The sequence below is a fragment of the Bradyrhizobium sp. S3.2.6 genome (assembly GCF_040546885.1).
Taxonomy (GTDB): domain Bacteria; phylum Pseudomonadota; class Alphaproteobacteria; order Rhizobiales; family Xanthobacteraceae; genus Bradyrhizobium; species Bradyrhizobium cytisi.
On sequence record NZ_JBEPOS010000001.1, the window covers coordinates 366,298 to 387,216 of the forward strand.

General features: G+C 64.9%; 21 protein-coding genes. 9 read left to right on the plus strand and 12 right to left on the minus strand.

The window, feature by feature from the left end:
• Window positions 1–164: 164 nt before the first annotated feature.
• Genes dut through ubiE form a run of 4 tightly spaced genes read right to left on the minus strand, consistent with a single transcriptional unit; the run spans window position 165 to window position 4,458 of the window.
• Window positions 165–623, minus strand: a complete 459-nt coding sequence (gene dut, locus ABID58_RS01785) for a dUTP diphosphatase (RefSeq protein ID WP_354031303.1) — start codon at window positions 621–623, stop codon at window positions 165–167.
• The gene (coaBC, locus tag ABID58_RS01790) at window positions 620–2,068 is read right to left on the minus strand and encodes a bifunctional phosphopantothenoylcysteine decarboxylase/phosphopantothenate--cysteine ligase CoaBC (RefSeq protein WP_354031304.1); all 1,449 of its coding nucleotides are present in this window, start codon (window positions 2,066–2,068) and stop codon (window positions 620–622) included. Before coaBC ends, dut begins: the two co-directional genes overlap by 4 nt.
• A gap of 57 nt (window positions 2,069–2,125) precedes the next feature.
• On the minus strand, window positions 2,126–3,700 hold the full coding sequence (gene ubiB, locus ABID58_RS01795; protein WP_148750951.1) for a 2-polyprenylphenol 6-hydroxylase: 1,575 nt from the start codon (window positions 3,698–3,700) through the stop codon (window positions 2,126–2,128).
• On the minus strand, window positions 3,697–4,458 hold the full coding sequence (gene ubiE / locus ABID58_RS01800; protein ID WP_354031305.1) for a bifunctional demethylmenaquinone methyltransferase/2-methoxy-6-polyprenyl-1,4-benzoquinol methylase UbiE: 762 nt from the start codon (window positions 4,456–4,458) through the stop codon (window positions 3,697–3,699). Before ubiE ends, ubiB begins: the two co-directional genes overlap by 4 nt.
• Before the next feature lie 81 nt (window positions 4,459–4,539).
• On the opposite strand from ubiE, the gene mutM reads away from it, so the two are divergent.
• Together mutM and ABID58_RS01810 are read left to right on the plus strand one after the other, a co-directional pair.
• The gene (gene mutM / locus ABID58_RS01805) at window positions 4,540–5,445 is read left to right on the plus strand and encodes a bifunctional DNA-formamidopyrimidine glycosylase/DNA-(apurinic or apyrimidinic site) lyase (protein ID WP_354031306.1); all 906 of its coding nucleotides are present in this window, start codon (window positions 4,540–4,542) and stop codon (window positions 5,443–5,445) included.
• A 6-nt stretch (window positions 5,446–5,451) separates the two neighbouring features.
• The gene (locus ABID58_RS01810) at window positions 5,452–6,021 is read left to right on the plus strand and encodes a GNAT family N-acetyltransferase (protein WP_354031307.1); all 570 of its coding nucleotides are present in this window, start codon (window positions 5,452–5,454) and stop codon (window positions 6,019–6,021) included.
• 270 nt (window positions 6,022–6,291) lie between these two features.
• On the opposite strand, the gene ABID58_RS01815 is transcribed toward ABID58_RS01810, so the two are convergent.
• Window positions 6,292–7,032 (minus strand): nucleotide-binding protein, encoded by a 741-nt coding sequence (locus tag ABID58_RS01815; protein ID WP_354031308.1) that lies wholly within the window; start codon window positions 7,030–7,032, stop codon window positions 6,292–6,294.
• A 242-nt stretch (window positions 7,033–7,274) separates the two neighbouring features.
• Between ABID58_RS01815 and ggt the strand changes: the two genes are divergently transcribed.
• Window positions 7,275–8,954: a gamma-glutamyltransferase gene (gene ggt, locus ABID58_RS01820; protein WP_354031309.1), complete on the plus strand. Its 1,680-nt coding sequence runs from the start codon at window positions 7,275–7,277 to the stop codon at window positions 8,952–8,954.
• Window positions 8,955–9,099: 145 nt separating this feature from the next.
• On the opposite strand, the gene ABID58_RS01825 is transcribed toward ggt, so the two are convergent.
• Window positions 9,100–10,461: a peptidoglycan-binding protein gene (locus ABID58_RS01825; RefSeq protein ID WP_354031310.1), complete on the minus strand. Its 1,362-nt coding sequence runs from the start codon at window positions 10,459–10,461 to the stop codon at window positions 9,100–9,102.
• 91 nt (window positions 10,462–10,552) lie between these two features.
• Here ABID58_RS01825 and ABID58_RS01830 point away from each other — a divergent pair, with 91 nt between their 5' ends.
• Window positions 10,553–11,356, plus strand: a complete 804-nt coding sequence (locus ABID58_RS01830; RefSeq protein ID WP_148750946.1) for a HesA/MoeB/ThiF family protein — start codon at window positions 10,553–10,555, stop codon at window positions 11,354–11,356.
• Between the two features lie 8 nt (window positions 11,357–11,364).
• Here ABID58_RS01830 and ABID58_RS01835 read toward each other — a convergent pair whose 3' ends face one another.
• Window positions 11,365–12,372: an aldo/keto reductase gene (locus ABID58_RS01835; protein ID WP_354031311.1), complete on the minus strand. Its 1,008-nt coding sequence runs from the start codon at window positions 12,370–12,372 to the stop codon at window positions 11,365–11,367.
• A 121-nt stretch (window positions 12,373–12,493) separates the two neighbouring features.
• On the opposite strand from ABID58_RS01835, the gene ABID58_RS01840 reads away from it, so the two are divergent.
• Complete coding sequence (locus ABID58_RS01840) at window positions 12,494–13,405, plus strand: LysR family transcriptional regulator (protein ID WP_148750944.1); 912 nt, start codon at window positions 12,494–12,496, stop codon at window positions 13,403–13,405.
• A 3-nt stretch (window positions 13,406–13,408) separates the two neighbouring features.
• Here the strand turns inward: ABID58_RS01840 and ABID58_RS01845 are convergent, their stop codons facing one another.
• Window positions 13,409–14,410 carry a 2-hydroxyacid dehydrogenase gene (locus ABID58_RS01845; RefSeq protein ID WP_148750943.1) on the minus strand — a complete coding sequence of 334 codons (1,002 nt, stop codon included), beginning with the start codon at window positions 14,408–14,410 and terminating at the stop codon, window positions 13,409–13,411.
• A 324-nt stretch (window positions 14,411–14,734) separates the two neighbouring features.
• On the opposite strand from ABID58_RS01845, the gene ABID58_RS01850 reads away from it, so the two are divergent.
• Window positions 14,735–15,265 (plus strand): SH3 domain-containing protein, encoded by a 531-nt coding sequence (locus tag ABID58_RS01850; protein ID WP_148750942.1) that lies wholly within the window; start codon window positions 14,735–14,737, stop codon window positions 15,263–15,265.
• Window positions 15,266–15,347: 82 nt separating this feature from the next.
• Here ABID58_RS01850 and irrA read toward each other — a convergent pair whose 3' ends face one another.
• On the minus strand, window positions 15,348–15,839 hold the full coding sequence (gene irrA / locus ABID58_RS01855; protein ID WP_045004900.1) for an iron response transcriptional regulator IrrA: 492 nt from the start codon (window positions 15,837–15,839) through the stop codon (window positions 15,348–15,350).
• A 352-nt stretch (window positions 15,840–16,191) separates the two neighbouring features.
• Here irrA and fabA point away from each other — a divergent pair, with 352 nt between their 5' ends.
• The 3 genes from fabA (at window position 16,192) to fabI (ending at window position 18,916) form a co-directional block, all read left to right on the plus strand.
• Window positions 16,192–16,713 (plus strand): bifunctional 3-hydroxydecanoyl-ACP dehydratase/trans-2-decenoyl-ACP isomerase, encoded by a 522-nt coding sequence (gene fabA, locus ABID58_RS01860; RefSeq protein WP_148750964.1) that lies wholly within the window; start codon window positions 16,192–16,194, stop codon window positions 16,711–16,713.
• 40 nt (window positions 16,714–16,753) lie between these two features.
• Window positions 16,754–17,977 (plus strand): beta-ketoacyl-ACP synthase I, encoded by a 1,224-nt coding sequence (gene fabB / locus ABID58_RS01865; RefSeq protein ID WP_148750941.1) that lies wholly within the window; start codon window positions 16,754–16,756, stop codon window positions 17,975–17,977.
• A gap of 138 nt (window positions 17,978–18,115) precedes the next feature.
• Window positions 18,116–18,916, plus strand: coding sequence for an enoyl-ACP reductase FabI (fabI, locus tag ABID58_RS01870; protein WP_148750940.1), 801 nt, complete (start codon window positions 18,116–18,118; stop codon window positions 18,914–18,916).
• Here the strand turns inward: fabI and ABID58_RS01875 are convergent.
• From ABID58_RS01875 to ABID58_RS01885, 3 genes are read right to left on the minus strand one after another with little or no spacing between them, the layout of a single operon-like run.
• A complete protein-coding gene (locus tag ABID58_RS01875; RefSeq protein ID WP_148750939.1) occupies window positions 18,913–19,509 on the minus strand; it encodes a glutathione S-transferase family protein in 597 nt (198 codons plus the stop codon). The genes fabI and ABID58_RS01875 overlap by 4 nt on opposite strands.
• Window positions 19,506–19,970, minus strand: coding sequence for a GNAT family N-acetyltransferase (locus ABID58_RS01880; protein WP_354031312.1), 465 nt, complete (start codon window positions 19,968–19,970; stop codon window positions 19,506–19,508). The genes ABID58_RS01875 and ABID58_RS01880 overlap by 4 nt, the downstream gene beginning before the upstream one ends.
• A gap of 1 nt (window position 19,971) precedes the next feature.
• Window positions 19,972–20,898: a hydrogen peroxide-inducible genes activator gene (locus tag ABID58_RS01885; protein ID WP_354031313.1), complete on the minus strand. Its 927-nt coding sequence runs from the start codon at window positions 20,896–20,898 to the stop codon at window positions 19,972–19,974.
• Window positions 20,899–20,919 lie beyond the last annotated feature (21 nt).

Below are 20,919 nucleotides of genomic sequence, written 5' to 3' on the forward strand. Positions count from 1 at the left end.
GCGCGGCGACCCCCGCCGCACGCGAATCAAGCGACAATACCCTCACCGCGACTCCACCGGTAAGAGTCCAGACCGTGAACGCAAACGTGGTCTTACAAAAATGCGGGTGGCAAGGTTCCAGCCCACGTAGTTCTGCGGGATGATTTGGTTGAGATTGCCGCGCGTTAGCGGCCGGTCGAGCCGAAGCCGCCGGCGCCGCGGTCGGTCGAGGACAGCGTCACTACCGGAACCAGCGCGGCCTGGACCATTGGCGCGATCACCATCTGCGCGATGCGCTCGCCCCGCTTGATGACGAACGGCGCGGCGCCATGGTTGATCAGGATCACCTTGATCTCGCCGCGATAGTCGGCGTCGATCGTGCCGGGCGAGTTCAGCACGGTGACGCCGTGCTTGGCGGCAAGCCCCGAACGCGGCCGCACCTGGGCCTCGTGCCCGGGCGGCAGGGCAATCGCAAGCCCGGTCGGCACCAGCGCATATTGGCTGGGCGCAAGCGTCATCGGCTCGCTGTCGGCTACGGCCGCCATCAGGTCGAGGCCGGCGGCCTCCGTGGTCTGATAGGCCGGCAGCGGCAGGCCTTCCGCGTGGGGCAGGCGCTGCAGTTCGACCGTGATTGTCGTGCTCAAGATGCCGGCTCCAGGGGTTTGTCGGTCACGCTTTTCACGATATGAGCGACCAGTTCGGTCGCGACCTGTTCCTTGGTCATTACCGGCCAGGAATCAACTGTGATCTCGCCGTTGTTCTCAGCATTCTTGCTGATGAGGTGCACGGTGTTGCGGTCGCCGCCCATCACGCCCGTGGCGGGCGAGACATCGTTGGCGACGATCCAGTCGCAGCCCTTGCGGGCGAGCTTTGTCTTGGCGTTGTCGATGAGGTGCTCGGTCTCGGCGGCAAAGCCGATCACCAGTGGCGGGCGCTTGTCGGCCAGCTTGGAGATCGTGGCGAGGATGTCGGGGTTTTCGACCAGCTGAAGCGGCGGCATGCCGGCCGAAGTCTTCTTCAGCTTCTGCTCGCCTTCATTGGCGACGCGCCAGTCGGCAACGGCGGCGGCGAAGATCGCGATGTCGGCAGGAAGCGCGGCCTGCACCTGCTCCAGCATCTGCCGCGCCGATTCCACGTGCTTTACCGTCACGCCCTGGGGATCGCTGAGGTCCACGGGGCCGCTCACCAGGATCACGTCGGCGCCGGCGGCCTGCGCGGCGGCGGCGATGGCAAAGCCCTGCTTGCCGGAGGAGCGGTTGGCGATATAGCGCACCGGATCGATCGGCTCGTGGGTCGGGCCCGCGGTGATCAGCACGCGCTTGCCGGCGAGCGGGCGCGGCACCGGCGGCCGCAGCAGCCGCTCGGCGGCGGCCGCGATCTCGATCGCCTCGGACATGCGGCCGACGCCGGCTTCGCCCGCTTCGGCCATCTCGCCGGAGTTGGGGCCGATCAGCAGGACACCGTCACGCTGAAGCTGCGCGACGTTGCGGCGGGTCGCCGGATTGTTCCACATCAGCGGATTCATCGCCGGCGCGATCAGTATATTGCGGTTGGTCGCGAGCAGGATGGCGCTGGCGAGATCGTCGGCATGGCCGTTGGCCATCTTGGCCATCAGGTCGGCGGTGGCCGGCGCCACCACGATCAGGTCGCAGTCGCGCGCGAGGCGGATGTGGCCGGCGTCGAACTCGCTCTGGGGATCGAACAGATCGGTGTAGACGCGCTCATGGGAGAGGGCGCTGACCGAGAGCGGCGTGACGAACTGCTCCGCCGCCCTGGTCAGCACGCAGCGAACCTCGATGCGCCGCTCCTTCAGCCTGCGGATCAGGTCGAGCGACTTGAAGGCCGCGATCCCGCCGCCGATGATCAGGGTGATGCTGGCCTCGGGGACGGCGCTGGCGCGAGGGGACGCGGCCGCAGGGGATGCCTCGGGCGGCACCGCAAACGGCGTCAGCGGCTCCTCGCGGCCCTCGATCAGCTCCCGCAGGATGACCCGGACCTCTTCCTCGACCGATCTGCGGTTCTTGGCCGAACGCAGTCGCAGATAGGTTTTGACGTGTTCGTCGAGCTTGCGGATGGTCAGGCTCGCCATGACGCCTCTCCAGCACGAAATGATAGCGATGCTATCACCCACATGATTGCAGTGCAATCATAGATTCCGGACGGCGATCAGGATGCCGATGAAGGTCACGGCGATGATCCAGAGCGCCACGGTGCGCCAGCGGTTCTTGCGGCCCTCGCTGCGCCCCATCGCGGCGATGCTCTCCGGCGACAGCCGGACGCCCTCGCGCGTCATGGTCTCGAGCTGCTCGATCACCGCGACCGAGCGCGCAGCAAGATCCGGGAGGCGCATCAGGATGCGGGCGAGGTCGCCGCCCCCCGCGAGGGCTCCCTGCACCCGGCCGATCGGTCCGAGATTGCGCTCGATCCATTCGCGTACCACGGGATCGGCGACCTTCCAGATGTCGAGCCTGGGATCGAAGCCGCGCGCCACGCCCTCGACCACGACCATGGTCTTCTGCAGCAGGATCAGCTCGGGCCGCGTCGTCATGTCGAACAGGCCGGTGACCTCGAGCAGCAGCGTCAGCAGACGCGCCATCGAGATTTCCTCGGCGGTGCGGTTGTGGATGGGCTCGCCGATGGCGCGGATGGCCTGCGCGAAATTCTCGACCGAATGATGCGCGGGCACATAGCCCGCCTCGAAATGCACTTCAGCGACGCGGCGATAGTCGCGGGTGATGAAGCCGAGCAGGATTTCGGCGAGGAAGCGCCGCTCCTTCATGCCGAGCCGGCCCATGATGCCGAAATCGACCGCGACAAGGCGCCCCGTATCATCCAGGAACAGGTTGCCCGGGTGCATGTCGGCGTGGAAGAAGCCGTCGCGCAGCGCATGGCGCAAAAAGCTCTGGATCACCTTGCGGCCGAGATCGGGCAGGTCGACCTGGGCTTGTGCCAGCCGCTTGTGATCGTTCAGCGCGATGCCGTCGATCCACTCCATCGTCAGCACGTTGTGCGTGGTGCGGTCCCAGTCGACGGCCGGCACGCGGAAATCAGGATCGTCGCCCGTGTTCTCCGCCATCTCCGACAGCGCAGCCGCCTCGAGCCGCAAATCCATCTCCATCGCGACCGAGCGCGACATGGTGTTGATGACTTCGATCAGGCGCAGCCGCCGCGCCTCACTCGAGTAAGCTTCGGCCTTGTGCGCGACGAAGAAGAAATCGGAGAGATCGCGGCGGAAGCGCGCGGCCACGTGCGGCCTGAGCACCTTGACCGCGACCGCCTTGCTGACGCCGTCACGCAGCACCTCGCCGCGATGTACCTGCGCGATCGAGGCGGCCGCGACCGCCGGGCCGAAGCTCACGAAGACGTCCTTGAGCGGCCGTTCCAGCGACGTCGCGATCGCAGCTTCCGCTTCGGCTTGTGGGAACGGCGGCAGGCGGTCCTGAAGGCTTTCAAGGTCGCGCGCCATCACGACGCCGACAACGTCGGGCCGCGTTGCCAGGAATTGTCCGAGCTTGAGATAGGCCGGGCCCATCCGGGTCAGCGCGCGCGACATCCGCGGGCCATCCTTCGGGCCGCGCCGCTCGATGACGCGCGCAAGCTTCAGCGCAAGCTGTCCGGGCGGCGGCACCAGGCTCGGATCGACGGAGCCGAACACGCCCTCGCGCGCGAACACGAATGCGGCGCGGATCAGGCGCGAAATGTGAGTGATGGCAGAAATCACAAACGCCAGCCCGAATGCAGTGCGACGATGCCGCCGGTCAGGGTCTGAAAGCCGACGCGGGAGAAACCGGCGTCGCGGATCATGTCGGCGAAGGTGTTGGGCTTCGGAAACTTGCGGATCGATTCGACGAGATATCGGTAGGATTCGGCGTCGCCGGTCACCATGCGCCCGAGCGGCGGGATCACCTTGAACGAGAACAGGTCATAGATCTTGTCGAGGCCGGGCATCTCGACGGTGGAGAATTCCAGGCACAGAAAGCGGCTGCCGGGCTTGAGCACGCGATAGGCCTCGCACAGCGCCTTGTCGATCTGGGGCACGTTGCGAATGCCGAAAGCGATCGTATATGCGTCAAAGCTGCGGTCGGCGAAGGCGAGTGCTTCGGCATTACCCTCGACGAAATCGATCTGGGTTTCGAGATGCCGCTTGGCGGCACGCTCGCGGCCCACCGCCAGCATATCGGAGTTGATGTCGCAGACGGTGGCATGGAAGCCCGGACCTGCCGCCTTGGCGGCCCGGAACGAGATGTCGCCGGTGCCGCCGGCAACGTCGAGCAATGCAAACGGCCGGTCGCTCCGCGGCGGATTCAGCGCGTTGATCATGATGTCCTTCCAGACCCGGTGCAGGCCGCCGGACATCAAATCGTTCATCAAATCATAACGCGACGCCACGCTGTGAAACACATCGTTCACCAACGTCTGCTTGTCCCCCAGGGGAACGTCCTTGAAGCCAAAATGCGTGGTTTCGCCCGGCCGATCCATTACTCTACTCCACGACGCCGACCATAGCGCGGCCGCCGCAATGGCGCTATCACACCGCCCTCATAAGGTGAATGCCTGACCATGCCCGAATTGCCCGAAGTCGAGACTGTCCGCCGCGGCCTTCAGCCCGTCATGGAGGGTGCGAAAATCGTCGTCGCGGAGGCCCGCAGGCCCGATTTGCGCTTTCCGTTCCAGCCCGATTTCGTGGCCCGGCTCCAGGGACAGATCGTCACGGGCCTCGGCCGCCGTGCAAAGTATCTCATGGCCGATCTCGGCTCCGGCGACGTGCTGTTGATGCATCTGGGCATGTCGGGCTCGTTCCGCGTCATCAAGCCGGACAACGAGGCCGCGCCCGGCGAGTTTCATTATCCGAAGAGTAAGGACTCCGCGCACGACCACGTGCTGTTTCGGATGTCGTCGGGCGCCGACATCGTCTTCAACGATCCGCGCCGCTTCGGTTACATGAAAGTGATCGCGCGGAGCGCGCTCGACCAAGAGCCGCTGCTGCGCGACCTTGGTCCAGAGCCGCTCGGCAACGAATTCGACGCCGCGCTGCTGGCCAACTCCTGTGAAGGCAAGACCACCAGCCTGAAGGCCGCGCTGCTCGACCAGCGCGTGGTCGCAGGCCTCGGCAACATCTATGTCTGCGAAGCCCTGCACCGCTCGCATCTGTCGCCGCGCCGGATCGCCGCGACGCTGTCGACAAAGGCCGGACAACGCAAGGGCACTGCCGGGGGCGAGCCGACCGATCATGCCAAGAGATTGGTCGGTGCCATCCACACCGTGCTGAACGATGCGATCAAGGCCGGCGGCTCGTCGTTGCGCGACCATCGCCAGACCTCGGGCGAGCTCGGCTATTTCCAGCACTCGTTTAGGGTTTACGACCGCGAGAGTGAAAAATGTACGACGCCGCGCTGCGCCGGCACGATCAAGCGCTTCACCCAGAACGGCCGCTCGACCTTCTGGTGTCCGAAATGTCAGAAGTAGAAGGCCATGCAGACGCCCCAGCTTGAGACCGAACGGCTGATCCTGCGTCCGCTCGCATTGTCCGACGCGCCGGCGATCCAGCGTCATTTCGACAATTGGAACGTCATCCGCCATCTCGCGGCCGTCGTGCCCTGGCCATATCCGGCTGATGGTGCGGAAACCTTCGTCCGGTCACAGCTCGACAAAATCTCGGCCGGCGAAGAGATTTACCATTGGGTGCTGGTGCTGAAGGGCGGCAATGGCGAGGCGATCGGAAACATTCATTTCCGCCCCGATGCCGATGGCGCGAAAGGTAATCGTGGCTTCTGGCTGGCCGAGCCGTATTGGCGGCGCGGCTTGATGACGGAAGCCATCACCGCGGTGAACGATTTTGCCTTCTTCACGCTCGACCTCGATCATTTTCACGTCTGCAACGCAGCGACCAACGAGGCCTCGCGCCGGGTCAAGCAAAAGACCGGTGCGGAGTTCGTCGGCTTCATCGAGCTTGCGCATCACGGCGGACAGTCGAAGTCCGAGCGATGGATCGTGCGGCGCGAGCATTGGTTGCGCGAGAGATCGGTGACGCCCGTGGCCTAGCTTCGCGCGATTTGACCCGGCCGAAGCCCGGTTTCGCCGCACGGCAATTTTGCCTGACAAGTCAGATGTCTACGCGCCGTCGCCGAGGTGTCTTGGGCGGCGCGGTTCTACTGTGCATGGGGTTGTTTTCGAAATTTTGTGCGAGGGCGCGGCCGCCATCGCCAAAAACGCGAAGCAATCCGGCCGGGCTGGTGGCCGGATTGCTTCGTCGCTTGGGCTCATTCACCGGACAGCGAGGAGTCCGTCTGCGGCCCTGGCCGATCGCCCCGCTCAGGACGCCAGAGTCGTGGTCTCGTCCGCCGAAATTTCGGCAGCGGCATGCAGCATTCCGTCTGCCGCTGACATGACCTGATCGATCAGCATATTGCCGGCGGACAGCTCGAGACGGGTCTCGATCCAGCGCCAGAGGCCGCGGATCTCCTCGGTCGACTTGCCGTTCGGCGCGAATTCGCTGACCGCAAGGCCTGAGGCGAGCGAGTCCTGGTGATCGTTGCGCATCACGATCAGCGGGCGCGCGAGCACGTCGGCGAGATCGAGCGCGGCTTCCTCGGCGAGCGCGTTGGCGGCGTTGTCGATGCGCTGCCCACGGATCGGCGTCTGGTTCAGCACGAAGCCAAAGGGCCGCTTCCAGGCGCGCGCCACGCTGAGGGTCGAGACGGTCGCCTCGATGTCGGCGACGCTCGGGCGGGCCGGGATCAGGCAGAGGTCGGAATGGCGGATCGCGGCGGTGGTGGCGGCGCTGAGGCCGGCCGCGGTGTCGACGATCGCGAGCTGGAGCCCGCTCTCGGCCAGCATCTTCAGGCGCGGCTGGATGTCGGCAGCGTGATAGATCGGCTCGACGACGATATCGTCGTTGTTGCGGCGGCGCTGCCAGTTGGAGAGGGTGCCCTGCGGATCGGTCTCGATCAGGCGGACGGTGAAGCCGGCCTGCCTGGCCGCCAGCGCGAGGCCGATGGCGAGAGTGCTCTTGCCACTGCCGCCCTTTTGGGTGGCGAGTACGATCGTATGCATTGGAAGATGATTCCTTTGGAGTGCCTGGGTCTAGGGGTAACGCCACGCGAACGTGCATCGCTTCTCGATGCTGAGCTCTTCTCGCTCAGGACGTGCCCTGCCCGATCCAAAGAGGACCGCGGATGTCCGAATCAACGCTAACGATGATGGCAGAATCGGGAATGCCAGCTAATCCGTACCATTACTGGACCCGTAATCCTGCGTGTGATGTGCTCGCCGCCGTGAATGAGAGGACGGGCGGCATGAGCGGCAACTGGCGCGATCGGACGGCAACCACCTTTGAGTGCCAGAAGATGCCGGCGGTCTCGAGCCGCGGCATGGTGGTGAGCAACCATCCTCTGGCCTCCAGCGCCGGGGCCGAGATGCTGGCCGCCGGCGGCAACGCCATCGATGCCGCAATCGCGACCCTGTTCACGCTGACCGTGGTCGAGCCGATGATGGTCGGCATCATCGGCGGCGGCATGGCGCATATCCGCCTCGCCGACGGCAGCCACCGCTTCATCGACGGCCAGAGCACGGTGCCCGCGGCGGTCCGCGACACCACCTACACCTCCAGGCCGGGCTCCGCCCATGACGTATTCGACACCGTCGGTAACGAGAACCTCAACGGCCCGAAAGCCGCCGCCACGCCCGGCTCGCTGAAAGCCTGGTGCGAGACGCTGCGCCGGTTCGGCACCATGTCGCTTGCCGACGTCATGCAGCCCGCGATCAAGCACGCCAGGCGCGGATATGCGGCGACGCCGTACTTGCACGAATGTATCAGCGAGAGCGCCGCCGAGATGCGCAAGGACAAGCCGATTGCGGCGATCTATCTGCCTGATGGCGAGCCGCTCAAGGTCGGCGAGCGCGTGGTGCAGGCCGAATATGCCGAGACGCTTCGTGCTATCGCCGACCACGGCGAGAAAGCGCTCTACGAGGGGCCGCTCGGCGACATCCTCGTTGACTATATGGAAAAGGCCGGCGGCTTCATCCGGCGTGGCGATCTCACGGCTTACAAGACCGTCGAGCGGCAGCCGATCCGCGCCGACTATCGTGGCTGGACCATTTTGGGGCCGCCACCGCCCGCGGCCTCCGGCGTGCATATCGCGCAGATGCTGAACATTCTTGAAGGCTACGACATCGGTGGCCTCGGCTTCGGCACATCAGAGACCATCCATTACCTCGCCGAGGTCCTGAAGATCGCCTTCGCCGATCGCGCCGCCGCCAGCGGCGACCCGGATTATGTTGGCGTGCCCGTGGAGAAGCTGACGTCAAAAGCCTATGCCGAGGAGCGCCGCCGCGCCATCGATCCGGCGCGGGCGCAGGCTTTTGGTGCCGGCGTGACGCAGCTCGAAAGCGCGCACACCACGCACATGACGGCGGCAGATGCCTTCGGCAACGTGGTCGCAACCACGCAGACCATCAACAATCTCTTTGGCGCCAAGATCATGATCCCGGGTCTAGGGGCCATCGCCAACAATTACATGAACCTGTTCGATCCGCGGCCGGGCCATGCGCTGTCGCTCGCGCCCGGCAAGCGCGTGACGACCTCGATGTCGCCGATGATGGCGCTCCGTGACGGCAAGCTGCGCTATGCGCTGGGCCTCCCCGGCGGAAAGCGCATCTTCCCAAGCGCGATGCAGGCGCTGATCAATCTGATCGACCACGGCATGAGCCTGCAGGAAGCGGTCGAAGCGCCGCGTGTGTGGACCGAGGGCAACGCGCTCGAGGTCGAGCAGAAGGTGCCGGAGAGCGTTCGCGCGAAGCTTGCGGCCCTCGGCCACAAGGTCCAGCCCGTGGCGACGGTTGCCGGCGGCATGAATGCGATTGCGTTCCACGACGACGGGAGCATGTCGGGCGCCGCCTGCTGGCGCGCGGACGGCACGCCGGTTGGGATCTCGGGCGGCCTTGCGAAAAGCGGTGTCAGGTTCAGGTTGAGCTAGCGCTCGTGCCCCGGACGCGGCGCAGCGCGAAGCGGTGCGCTGCAGAGCCGGGGCCCAGAAACTTCTCGCACTGAATTTGAGGCGGCGTGGTTCCCGGCTCTGCGCAGCAACGCTGGCGCGTTGCAGCGCGTCCGGGACACGAGAGTCATTTCCGCACGCAGATCACGCGGACGACCGCCGCCTTCGCATCTGTTGACGTGCCGTTCGCGGCAACGCCGCTCGCCTTCAGGAAATCGCGTACCGTATCTGCTGCGACCATCACGGCCTGTGACGCCGGCACTGCATTTGCGGGTCCCGCAACCATCGCCGGCTTCAACAGCGTAACGCCCGAGAACTTGCCGTCGCCGTCGATTGCCGGGCCGCCGGAAAATCCAACCGCCGGCGGCGGCGACAGCGCGGCATCGCCGCCACCGACAGATGCCAGCGCAGCCTTGATGCTCGATACACCGGCCGCGCCGCCCTGGCTCTGCGGATCGGCGATGCCGACGACATCGACACTTGTCTTCGCTGGGCCGCCGGCGAGGCTGAGCGGCTTCAGGCCGCGTGCGCCATAGATGTGCAGCAGCGCGAGGTCGTGCTCTTTGTCCTCGGCGAGACGATCGGCATTGCCGTAGCCGCCGATGGTGATGGCGAGACAGGAATCCGTGACGAGACGGTCGGCCAGGATCGCGCCGTCGTCGCTGACGACGATGCCGGTGCCATATTCGACGGTCTTGCGCGGCGGCGGTCCGACTAGCGGCCCCGACGGGAATGCATTGAACGCGCTCGACATCGCGATCACGACAGGCTCGACCGTGCCCTCGGTCGCCTGGTCGTACAAGATCGTCATGATGCGGACCTCGTCGCCCTTGAAAGTGCCGCGCACGTAAAATTTCTTCAGGCCCTGCAATCCCGACAGCACGAAGAAGTCGGGCTTCACCACGGTGTAGTCGACCTTGCGTCCGGCCGGCTCCTTCTTCTCGGCATCCGCGAGTTTTGCGGTCGTCGGGTTCGCCTCCTTGCGGCGGCTCAGCAGCACCTGCACCGTTCCGGTCGGCGAAGTCCATTTCGAGCCGTTGGCGTCGGTGGCCTGCTGCGGCACCAGCTTTGAGGGAATGCCGAGCCGCGCGCCGCTGGTCATCTCCGTCACGATTTTCCAGCCGACACTGTCCTGCTTGCGCCGCGCGGTCTCGGCGAGCGCGGCGCGCTCCTGCGGATTGAGCACGCCGGTTGGCTTGCCGCCCTTGTTCTTCTGGTACTCCTTGATGGCGTCGACCATGCGCGAGCTGACGTCGCCGGTGATGGCGCCGTTATATTCGCCGACCCAGGCGAGGTCGGACTGAAGCGACAGCCGCTCGGCCTGCGCCATCCCATCCGCGGTTTCCGACGGCGTTTGCAGGGCAGGCGGCTTGATCGGAACGGTCTGGACCACCTTCGGCCTGGTGCCCGGGACCTGTGGCGTTGTCGTCTGGGCGCTGGCGCCTGTGGCAGACGCCAACATCAGTGTTGCCGCAAGCATCGATCTCATGACAAATCCAGCCAGCCCATTGAACGCGCCGCCATTGAAGCACATCTCGTTGGTCGCGAACAATGTTGGGGCGGTTCAGGAGTAAGAGAAGGTGCTCAGCCCGGATGAACTCGAACGCTATGCCCGCCATATCGTGCTGCGCGATGTCGGCGGCCCGGGCCAGGCTGCGCTGAAGCGAGCCTCCGCGCTGGTGATCGGCGCCGGCGGGCTCGGCGCGCCGGCCCTGATGTATCTGGCGGCGGCCGGCATTGGCACGCTCGGCGTGGTCGATGACGACGTCGTGTCGCTGTCCAACCTTCAGCGCCAGGTCATCCATACGACGCCTGACATCGGCCGGCACAAGGTCGAGAGCGCGGCCGAGCGGATTGCGGCGCTCAATCCGCATGTCCGCTTCGTCGGCCACGCCACCTGGCTCAATGCCGACAATGCGCTGGGCCTGATCGGCGATTACGACCTGGTGCTCGATGGCTCCGACAATTTCTCGACACGCTATCTGGTCTCGGATGCCTGTTTTTTTGCGAAGCGGCCGCTGATCACCGCGGCGCTCGGCACCTTCGACGGCTCGCTCACCACCATCCGCGCATATGAGACAAACGAGCAGGGCGAATTTAACCCGACCTATCGCTGTCTGTTTCCGGAGGCGCCCCCGCCGGGCACCGTGCCGGCCTGCGCGGAGGCCGGCGTCATGGGCGCGCTTGCGGGCGTGATGGGCTCGATGATGGCGCTGGAGGCGATCCGCGAGATCGTCGGTTTTGGCGATGGCTTGGTCGGCCGCCTCCTGATGATCGATGCGCGCGCGATGCGCTTCGAGACGCTGCGCTACGGGCGCGATCCGGCCAATCCGCTTAATGGCGATGGGCCGGTCATGACTGACCTTAGCGCCCATCGCACCTGATCGCGCTGTTACGCCGTGGCCGGCTTCTCGCTGTCGAGATGCGCCATCTGCTCGGCCGCATAGCGCGTGCCGGAAGCGATGTTGGGCGGAAACGCCTTTGCCAGCGCCGCAAGATGAGCCGGCGTCAGCGCCACATTGGTCGCGCCGAGTGCTTCGGTGAGGCGCTTGCGGGTGCGGGCACCGATCAGCGGCACGATCTCCTGGCCTTGCGCCGCCACCCAGGCGATTGCGACCTGCGCTGGTGTTGCGCCGATCTCTGTGGCAATGGCGCGAAGCTGCTCCGCCAGCGCCAGATTGGCATCGAGGTTCGCGCCCTGGAAGCGCGGGCTCATCAGACGGTAGTCGCGGCCGGTCTTGCCGGAGTCCTTCGACCAATGGCCGCTGATCAGGCCGCGCGCCAGCACGCCGTAAGCGGTGATGCCGATGCCGAGCTCACGGCAGGTCTTCAGAATATCGCGCTCGATGCCGCGCTCGATCAGCGAATATTCGATCTGGAGATCGGCGATCGGATGCACGGCATGCGCGCGGCGGATGGTGTCGGAGCCGACCTCGGACAGGCCGATATGCTTGATGTAGCCGGCCTTCACGAGATCAGCGAGACCGCCGATCGTCTCCTCGATGGGAATGCTGGGATCGAGCCGCGCCGGGCGGTAGACGTCGATGTAGTCGGTGCCAAGTCGTTGCAGCGAATAGGCGAGGAAGTTTCTCGTCGCAGCCGGCCGCGAATCGAACCCAACGAATTCGCCGGCGGGACCGCGCAGCGCGCCGAACTTCACACTGAGCTGTACCTTGTCGCGGGGGACGTTCGTCAGCGCCTCGCGGATCAGCATTTCATTGTGGCCCATCGCGTAGAAATCGCCGGTGTCGAGCAGCGTGATGCCCGCGTCGAGTGCCTCATGGACGGTGGCGATGCTCTCGCCGCGATCGGCCGAGCCATAGGCATCCGACATCGCCATGCAGCCGAGGCCGAGGCTCGAGACGTTGGGGCCGGTCGAACCGAGTTTGCGCTGTTCCATGATGACTCTCCTTGAAAAAGGCGGCGCCCGATGGACGCCGCGTGACGAGGCCAGATATGCGCCCGGCCCATTGCCGCGATAAGATGGACAATGCGGAATAGCTTGTTCATCATATCGAACAATGGCTGATCCTGACCTGCGCGATCTCGACGCCTTCGTGGCGATCGCCCGCACCCGCAATTTCCGGCGCGCGGCGGTCGAAATTCGCGTGTCGGTGTCGAGCCTTAGCCAGCGGCTGCGCGACCTGGAGGAGCGCCTCGGGGTCCGGCTGATGAACCGCACCACCCGCAGCGTCGCGCTGACCGAGGCGGGGGAGCTGTTGCTATCGCGGGTGGCCCCGGCCTTGCGCGACGTCGGCGACGCCCTGGATCAGGTGCGGGGCCTGCGCGAGGTCGCCTCAGGCCGCCTGCGCATCAACGCGCCGCCGCCGGCGGTCGATTTGGTGCTGGCGCCGATGGTCGTTCCGTTCCTGCAGGCCCATCCGCAGGTCGATCTCGATATCGTTTCCGAGAGCGGCTTCGTCGATATCGTCAGCGCAGGCTACGACGCCGGCGTGCGTTACGGCGAGCATCTTGCGCAGGACATGGTCGCGATCCCGCTGAGCGGTCCGCAGCACTATGTCGTCGTCGCCTCGCCCGATTATGTCGCGCGCCGCGGCAGGCCCAAGCACCCGAAGGATTTGCTCGACCACGACTGCATCCGCGCGCGCTATTCGAGCGGCGTCATGCATGACTGGGAGTTCGAGAAGGCCGGCCAGATCGTGAAGGTCGATCCGCCTGCAAAACTGATTTCCACCAATATGGGTCTTGCCATGCGCGCCGCGCTCGGCGGCGCTGGCGTCTGGGCAAGCCTCGATGGCTATGTCGGCGACGCCCTGAAATCCGGTGCGCTGGTCAGCTTGATGGAAGACTGGTGCGAGCCGTTCCCGGGCCCGTTTCTGTACTACCCGAGCCGGCGCCAGATGCCGCCCGCGCTGCGCGCCTTCATCGATTTCGTCGCCGATTGGCGCAAGCGCGAGACGCGCGGCAAATAGGCCTCAGAGCATGCTCGGCAACACGCGATCCGGCGGCTTGTGCGCGTCGAGGAAGGTGCGGATATTGATGATCACCTTCTCGCCCATCTCGACGCGGCCTTCGATCGTGGCCGAGCCCATATGCGGCATCAGCGTCACCTTGCCGGCTTTCGCAAGCCGCACCAGCTTTGGGTTGACTGCCGGCTCGTGCTCATAGACGTCGAGGCCGGCGCCGCCGATCTCGCCGGCTTCGATCAGCTTGATCAGCGTGTCTTCGTCGGTGACTCCACCGCGCGCGGTGTTGACGATATAGGCGTCCTTGCGGATCAGCTTCAGCCGGCGCGCCGAGAGCAGGTGATAGGTCGCTGGCGTGTGCGGACAGTTCACCGAGATGATGTCCATCCGCGCCAGCATCTGGTCGAGGCTTTCCCAATAGGTCGCGCCAAGTTCTTCGGCGATCTTCGGCGCGACGGGGCGGCGGTTGTGATAATGGATCTGCAAGCCGAACGCGCGGGCGCGGCGTGCGACCGCCTGGCCGATGCGGCCCATGCCGATGATGCCGAGGCGTTTTCCCCCGATGCGGTGGCCGAGCATCCAGGTCGGCGACCAGCCCGCCCAGGGTTTTCCCTCCGTCAGCACGGAAGCGCCCTCGATCATCCGGCGCGGCACCGCCAGGATCAGCGCCATCGTCATGTCGGCGGTATCTTCGGTCAGAACCTTTGGCGTGTTGGTGACGGTGATGCCGCGGGCATGCGCAGCCTCGACGTCGATATTGTCGACGCCGTTGCCGAAATTGGCGATCAGGCGGAGCTTGCAGTCGGGCTGATTGACGATGTCGGCGCTGATGTGGTCGGTGACCGTGGGAACCAGGATGTCGGCAGTGCGCGCGGCTTCGGCGATCTGCTCGGTCGACATCGGTGTGTCGTCGAGATTGATGCGTGCGTCGAACAGTTCGCGCATCCGGGTCTCGATCGAGTCCGGCAGCTTGCGCGTCACCACGACGAGGGGCTTTTTCTTCACCGACATGTGCTGCCCTCATGAGGCGTTGCAGGCCGCCTCTGTCGCCAAAGGCCGGCTGTTGAGGCCTCATTAACCCGGTTGTTCGACACTGCCTTAGCCGTGTCGTCCCCGGCGTTTCCTTCAAGCTTTCCCCCAACTTTCCGGCCGGAAAATCGGGGCAAACCGGTTGTTCAGATGTCCGTCCTCTCTAGCAGAAGGCCGGGCCAAGACAAGAACCACGGGTTTGGCTTTGGGAACACCCGCGTGGGGCGGGAGAGGGGTTTGCACGGCAGGTTTTGGAATTTGGGGTGAGGACCTGGTCTGGCCAGGTCTTCGACAGGAGACGGGTTAATGGCGTTGGGGCGTTTTTGTTCGGTGCTGGCGCTCGTTTGCACCTGGTTGAGCGCCTCGGTCAGCCCCGGGCACTCGGCCAAGGACAACACCCCCCAGACGGCCAGCGGCCTTCCGGTGCCGCGCTATGTCAGCCTCAAATCGGATCACGTCAACGTTCGCGCCGGGCCAACCAAGGACAATGACGTGGCCTGGGTCTACACCCGGTCCGGCCTGCCGGTTGAAATCACAGCCGAGTTCGAGAACTGGCGCCGGGTGCGCGATTCCGAGGGCGCCGAGGGCTGGGTCTATCATTCGCTGCTGTCGGGCCGCCGCACCGCGGTGGTGACCATGAAGCACAGGGACGATCTCGCGCCGATCTATGACCGCGCCGATGCCGACAGTGCCGTGGCCGCGAAACTCCAGGCCGGCGTCGTCACGCAGGTAAAGAAGTGCACGACCAACTGGTGCCACGTCGTCGGCGACGGCTTTGACGGCTGGATCCAGCAGGAACGGCTCTGGGGCGTCTACGCCGACGAGCAGGTCAACTGACGGCCTGAAACGACAATGGCCGGGACAAAGCCGGGCCATGACGAACTCGCCATGACGAACTCAATGCGATTTCGGGACGATTTCAGCGCTTCTTGCGCAGGCGCACGACCATGTCGATGCGCGCGATCTCGTAGCCTTCCGGCACCTCCGGCATCTTGGACAGGGCCAGATGCGGATCCTCGATGTCGACCAGCTCGTGGCTATTCTCGAGGTAATAGTGATGGTGCGTGGTGACGTTGGTGTCGAAATAGGTCTTGGTGCCGTCGACACTGACCTGACGCAGCAGGCCGGCATCGGTCAGCTGGTTCAGCGTGTTGTAGACGGTCGCGAGCGAGACCGGGACCTTGGCCAGCGTCGCTTCCTCGTAGAGCATTTCAGCCGTGAGGTGGCGTGCACCCTTGCCGAACAGCAGCCAGCCGAGCGCCATGCGCTGGCGCGTCGGGCGCAGGCCGGCAGACTGGAGCATTTCATTGACGTCGTGCCAAGGGCAGCCGGTCAGGGCCGGCTGACGGCCGGACAGAAGAGCCGCCGCATGGGCGTCTTCGTCGTGGTGGGTGGCGTTGTTTTCGTTCATTTCCAGAATTCGGGCACGCGTGAACACTATCTATCTGCAATATATGGACAGATAGATGCAGATGCAAGTTTCTCGCAACTAGAGCGGTTCTAATCAGCAGAGGAACCTGGCCGGATCCTGGTCATTTTACCTTCATGGGCCCGCTTTGCTACCCGAAAAGGCCTGTGTTAGAGAGCGCGCGGTTCCGCTTAACCGATTTTGGCGCAGCCAGGCATTGAGGCCCGGCCCGAAGTCCATCCGGCTCTCGGTATTTGCGCCTGGCGACGGCAATTGGCGTTGCTTTCCGAACGAGAACGGGGCCCATTTTTTGCCAGAAACGCCGCTCAATCGGGGTTCAAACAGAGGCTTCCGCATGCTGAACAGGCGCAACGGCTACGAATACGAAGATTTGCTGGCATGTGCCCGCGGCGAGATGTTCGGCCCGGGCAATGCCCAGCTGCCGCTGCCGCCAATGCTCATGTTCGACCGCATCACGGACATTTCGGAGACCGGCGGCGAGTTCGGCAAGGGAATCGTGCGTGCCGAGCTGGACGTGAAAGCGGACCTCTGGTTCTTCGGCTGCCACTTCAAGAACGATCCGGTGATGCCCGGCTGCCTCGGCCTCGACGCGCTGTGGCAAATGGTCGGCTTCTATCTGGGCTGGAGCGGCGGCGAAGGTCGCGGCCGCGCGCTTGGTCTGAACGAGCTCAAGTTCAGCGGCCAGGTGCTGCCCGAGGCCCGCAAGGTTGTGTACAACATCGATATCAAGCGCGTGATGCGTTCAAAGCTGGTGCTCGGCATCGCCGACGGATGGCTTTCGGTCGATGACCAGATTATTTATCGCGCGAAGGAGCTGAAGGTCGGCTTGTTCAAGCAAGGCGTGAGCCTGGGCTGAGCGCATCACCAAGAAAGACAACGATTTAGGCGAGGCTGTCATGAGGCGGGTTGTGGTCACCGGGATGGGAATCGTCTCGTCGATCGGAAACAACACCCAGGAAGTGCTTGCGAGCCTTCACGAGGCGAAGTCGGGCATTTCGCGGGCCGAGAAATATGCCGAGCTCGGCTTCCGTTCGCAGGTGCAAGGTGCGCCGACGCTCGATCCTTCGACAGTGGTTGACCGCCGCGCCATGCGTTTCCTCGGTCAGGGTGCGGCGTGGAATCATGTCGCGATGGAGCAGGCGATCCAGGACTCCGGTCTGTCGCCTGACGAAGTCTCCAACGTCCGCACCGGCATCATCATGGGCTCCGGCGGCCCCTCGGCGCGCACTATCGTCGAAGCCGCCGATATCACCCGCACCAAGGGACCGAAGCGCGTCGGTCCCTTTGCAGTGCCGAAGGCGATGTCGTCCACGGCGTCGGCGACGCTCGCGACCTGGTTCAAGATCAAGGGCGTGAACTATTCGATCTCCTCGGCCTGCGCGACGTCGAACCACTGCGTCGGCAACGCCTATGAGACGATCCAGATCGGCAAGCAGGACGTCATCTTCGCCGGCGGCTGCGAGGAACTGGACTGGTCGCTCTCGGTGCTGTTCGACGCCATGGGCGCGATGTCGTCGAAGTACAACGACACCCCCGCCACCGCCTCTCGTCCCTATGATGTCAACCGCGACGGCTTTGTCATCGCCGGCGGCGCCGGAGTCCTCGTCCTGGAAGAGCTTGAGCACGCCAAGGCGCGCGGCGCGCGCATCTACGGCGAGATCGTCGGCTATGGCGCGACCTCGGACGGCTACGACATGGTCGCGCCGTCAGGTGAAGGCGCCGAGCGCTGCATGCGCATGGCGATGTCGACGGTGAAGACCAAGGTCGACTACATCAATCCGCACGCCACCTCGACGCCAGCCGGCGATCCGCCGGAAATCGACGCGCTCCGCCGCGTGTTCGGCGCCGGCGAGAAGTGCCCGCCGATCTCGGCGACCAAGGCGTTGACCGGCCACTCGCTGGGCGCGACCGGTGTGCAGGAGGCGATCTATTCGATGCTGATGATGAACAACGGTTTCATCTGCGAAAGCGCGCACATCCAGGAGCTCGATCCCGTGTTCGCCGACATGCCGATCGTGCGCAAGCGCATCGACAACGTCAAAATCGGCACCGTGCTGTCGAACTCCTTCGGCTTCGGCGGCACCAACGCCACCCTGGTGTTCAGCCGGCTGGACGTGTGACGTCACTGCGGACGACCGATAGCTATTTCGTCATGGCCGGGCTTGTCCCGGCCATCCACGTCTTTGCTACCGACTTCGGAAGAACGTGGATGCCCGGGACAAGCCCGGGCATGACGGAGAGCGGAGGGTAATCGCGAGATGGAAGGTTTGATGCAAGGCAAGCGCGGTCTGATCATGGGCATCGCCAATGATCATTCGATCGCCTGGGGCATGGCGAGGACGCTGCATGCCCATGGCGCCGAGCTCGCCTTCACCTTCCAGGGCGAGGCTCTCGGCAAGCGCGTCAAGCCGCTGGCGGAATCGCTTGGGGTTGATCTGGTGCTGCCGTGCGATGTCGAGGACATTGCCAGCGTCGACGCCACGTTCGACGTCTTGCGCGAAAAGTGGGGCAAGCTCGATTTCGTGATCCACGCGATCGGCTTTGCCGACAAGAACGAGCTGAAGGGCCGCTACGCCGACACCAGCCGCGAGAATTTTTCGCGCACCATGGTGATCTCCTGCTTCTCGTTCACGGAGGTCGCAAAACGCGCCGCCGAGCTGATGACCGAGGGTGGCAGCATGATCACGCTGACCTTCGGCGCCTCAGAGCGCGCGATGCCGAATTACAACGTGATGGGCGTGGCCAAGGCGGCGCTGGAAGCCTCGGTGCGCTATCTCGCGTCCGATTTCGGACCGCGCGGCATCCGCGTCAACGCGATCTCGGCCGGCCCCATCCGTACGCTCGCGGGCTCCGGCATCGGCGAGGCGCGCGCAATGTTTGCGTTCATGCAGAAGCATTCGCCGCTCCGCCGCGGCGTCACGCTCGATGAGCTCGGCGGCTCGGCGCTGTATCTGCTGTCGGATCTCTCCGGCGGCGTGACCGGCGAAATCCACTATGTCGATTCCGGCTACAACACCGTCCTGATGCCAAGGCCGGATGATCTGAAGGCGGAAGGCTAACCCGCCGCGATTTTCTCCGCGCGCTGGAATGCCGGCCGCGCCATGCAGCGCGCGATATAGGCATCGAACGCGGTGCGCGACGGCACCATCTTGAACAGGCGCACTGCGAAGTTCAGGCCCGAGCCGATCGTGATGTCGGCCGCGGAAAATTCCTCGCCGAGAATCCAAGGCCCGTTTTCGAGCGCCGCTTCCAGCACGTCGAAGACCTGCGTCGCGCTGCCCCAGGCCGCAGTCGAGCTCGGCACCTCGATCTTGGTGAAGATCTGGATGATCGCCGGTTCGATGCAGCTCGGCGAGAAGAACAGCCATTGCAGGTAGCGCGCACGACGTGGATCGGTCACATCAGGCGCGAGCTTCGTCTCCGGATAACGGTCGGCGATGTAAGCGCAGATTGCAGCGGCCTCGCCGAGCGCGGCATCGCCGTCGGCGAGCGCCGGCACCTTGCCCATCGGATTGACCTTCAGATAATCCGGCGCCTTCTGCGCGCCGGTCGAAATGTCGGTCAGCACGCGCTCATACCGAAGCCCGCTCTCTTCCATCAGCCAAAGCGCCGAGAACGAACGCGAGCGGGGCGACCAATAGAGTTTGATCATGGGAGCGGACCCTTGTTCTTCCACCTATAGTACTTCATCACAAACCCGTTCGACGGCTCGACCTCTTCCTTCTCGAACACAAAACCTTCGCGCTCGTACCAGCGCCAGGCCTTTTCGTTCTCGCGGACGCAGCGCAGGAACATTTCATCCGGCATGTGCGTGCGCGTGAAGGCGAGCAACTTCCGCCCGAGCGATTGTCCCTGATAGGCGGGCCCGACGAACAGCATATCGAGATAGAGTTTTGGCAGATGCAGCGCGAGCATCGCAGCGATGGTGCCGTTGTCGTCGGCGACGAACAGGCTCCAGCCGTTCTCCATCTCGCGCCGGATGCGCGCACGCAGGTTTGCCAGCAGGAACTCGCTGGCTTCGGCAAGCCCGGTCGAGACCCAGCTCTCCATCCAGACACGGCCGATCTCGTCATATTCGTCGGCGCGGGCGGGGCGGATGATCGGATCCGGCATCTCAGGCTCGCTGGTTGCGCGCGGCCTGCCGCGGGCGCGCCTTGCCGGCCGACAGGCACACCACCTCGGAGATCTGCAGCAGCTGCCGCGCCAGCGGGCTGGTCTTGCGCCAGACCATGCCGATGGTGCGCGAAGGCTCGGGGTCGCGGAAGCGCGACAGTGAGACCGAGGCCGATCGCGTCTCCACCGACACCGCCATCTCCGGAATCAGGGTGACGCCGATGCCGGCGCTGACCATCTGGACCAATGTCGACAGCGAATTGGCGTCCAGCATCTCGCGCGGCGGCGCCGACTGCATGTTGCAGAACGACAGCGCCTGATCGCGGAAACAATGGCCCTCTTCGAGCAGCAACAGCCGCATCTCCCGCATCATCTCGCGCGACGGCACCGGCGTGCCCGCATCCGTGCCCGGTCGCACCAGCAGGAATTTCTCCTCGAACAGGGCGACCTCGGTGAGCGAGGGTTCGGAGACCGGCAGCGCGACGATGGCGGTGTCGAGCCGGCCTTCGACCAGTTCCTGGATCAGCCGCGGCGTCATCGTCTCGCGCACGCGGATGTCGAGCTCGGGATGCAGGCGGGTGAGATTCTTCGTAATCTTGGGCAGCAGATAGGGGGCAATCGTCGGGATCATGCCGATGCGCAGGCGGCCCGCAAAACGGTCCTGCGAGGCGCGGGCGAAATCGCCGAGCTCATCGACCGAGCGCAGGATGTCGCGGACGCGCTGGGCGAGCTCCTCGCCGAACCGGGTCAGCGCGACCTGGCGCGCGCTGCGCTCCAGCAGCAGCCCGCCGAGCGCTTCCTCCAGTTCCTTGATCTGCATCGACAGTGCCGGCTGCGAGATGGAGCAGGCCTCGGCGGCGCGGCCGAAATGACCATGCCGTGCCAGCGCGTCGAAATACCGCAACTGTCGCATCGTCACATTGATCATCAGAAAATCCTATCGCAGCGA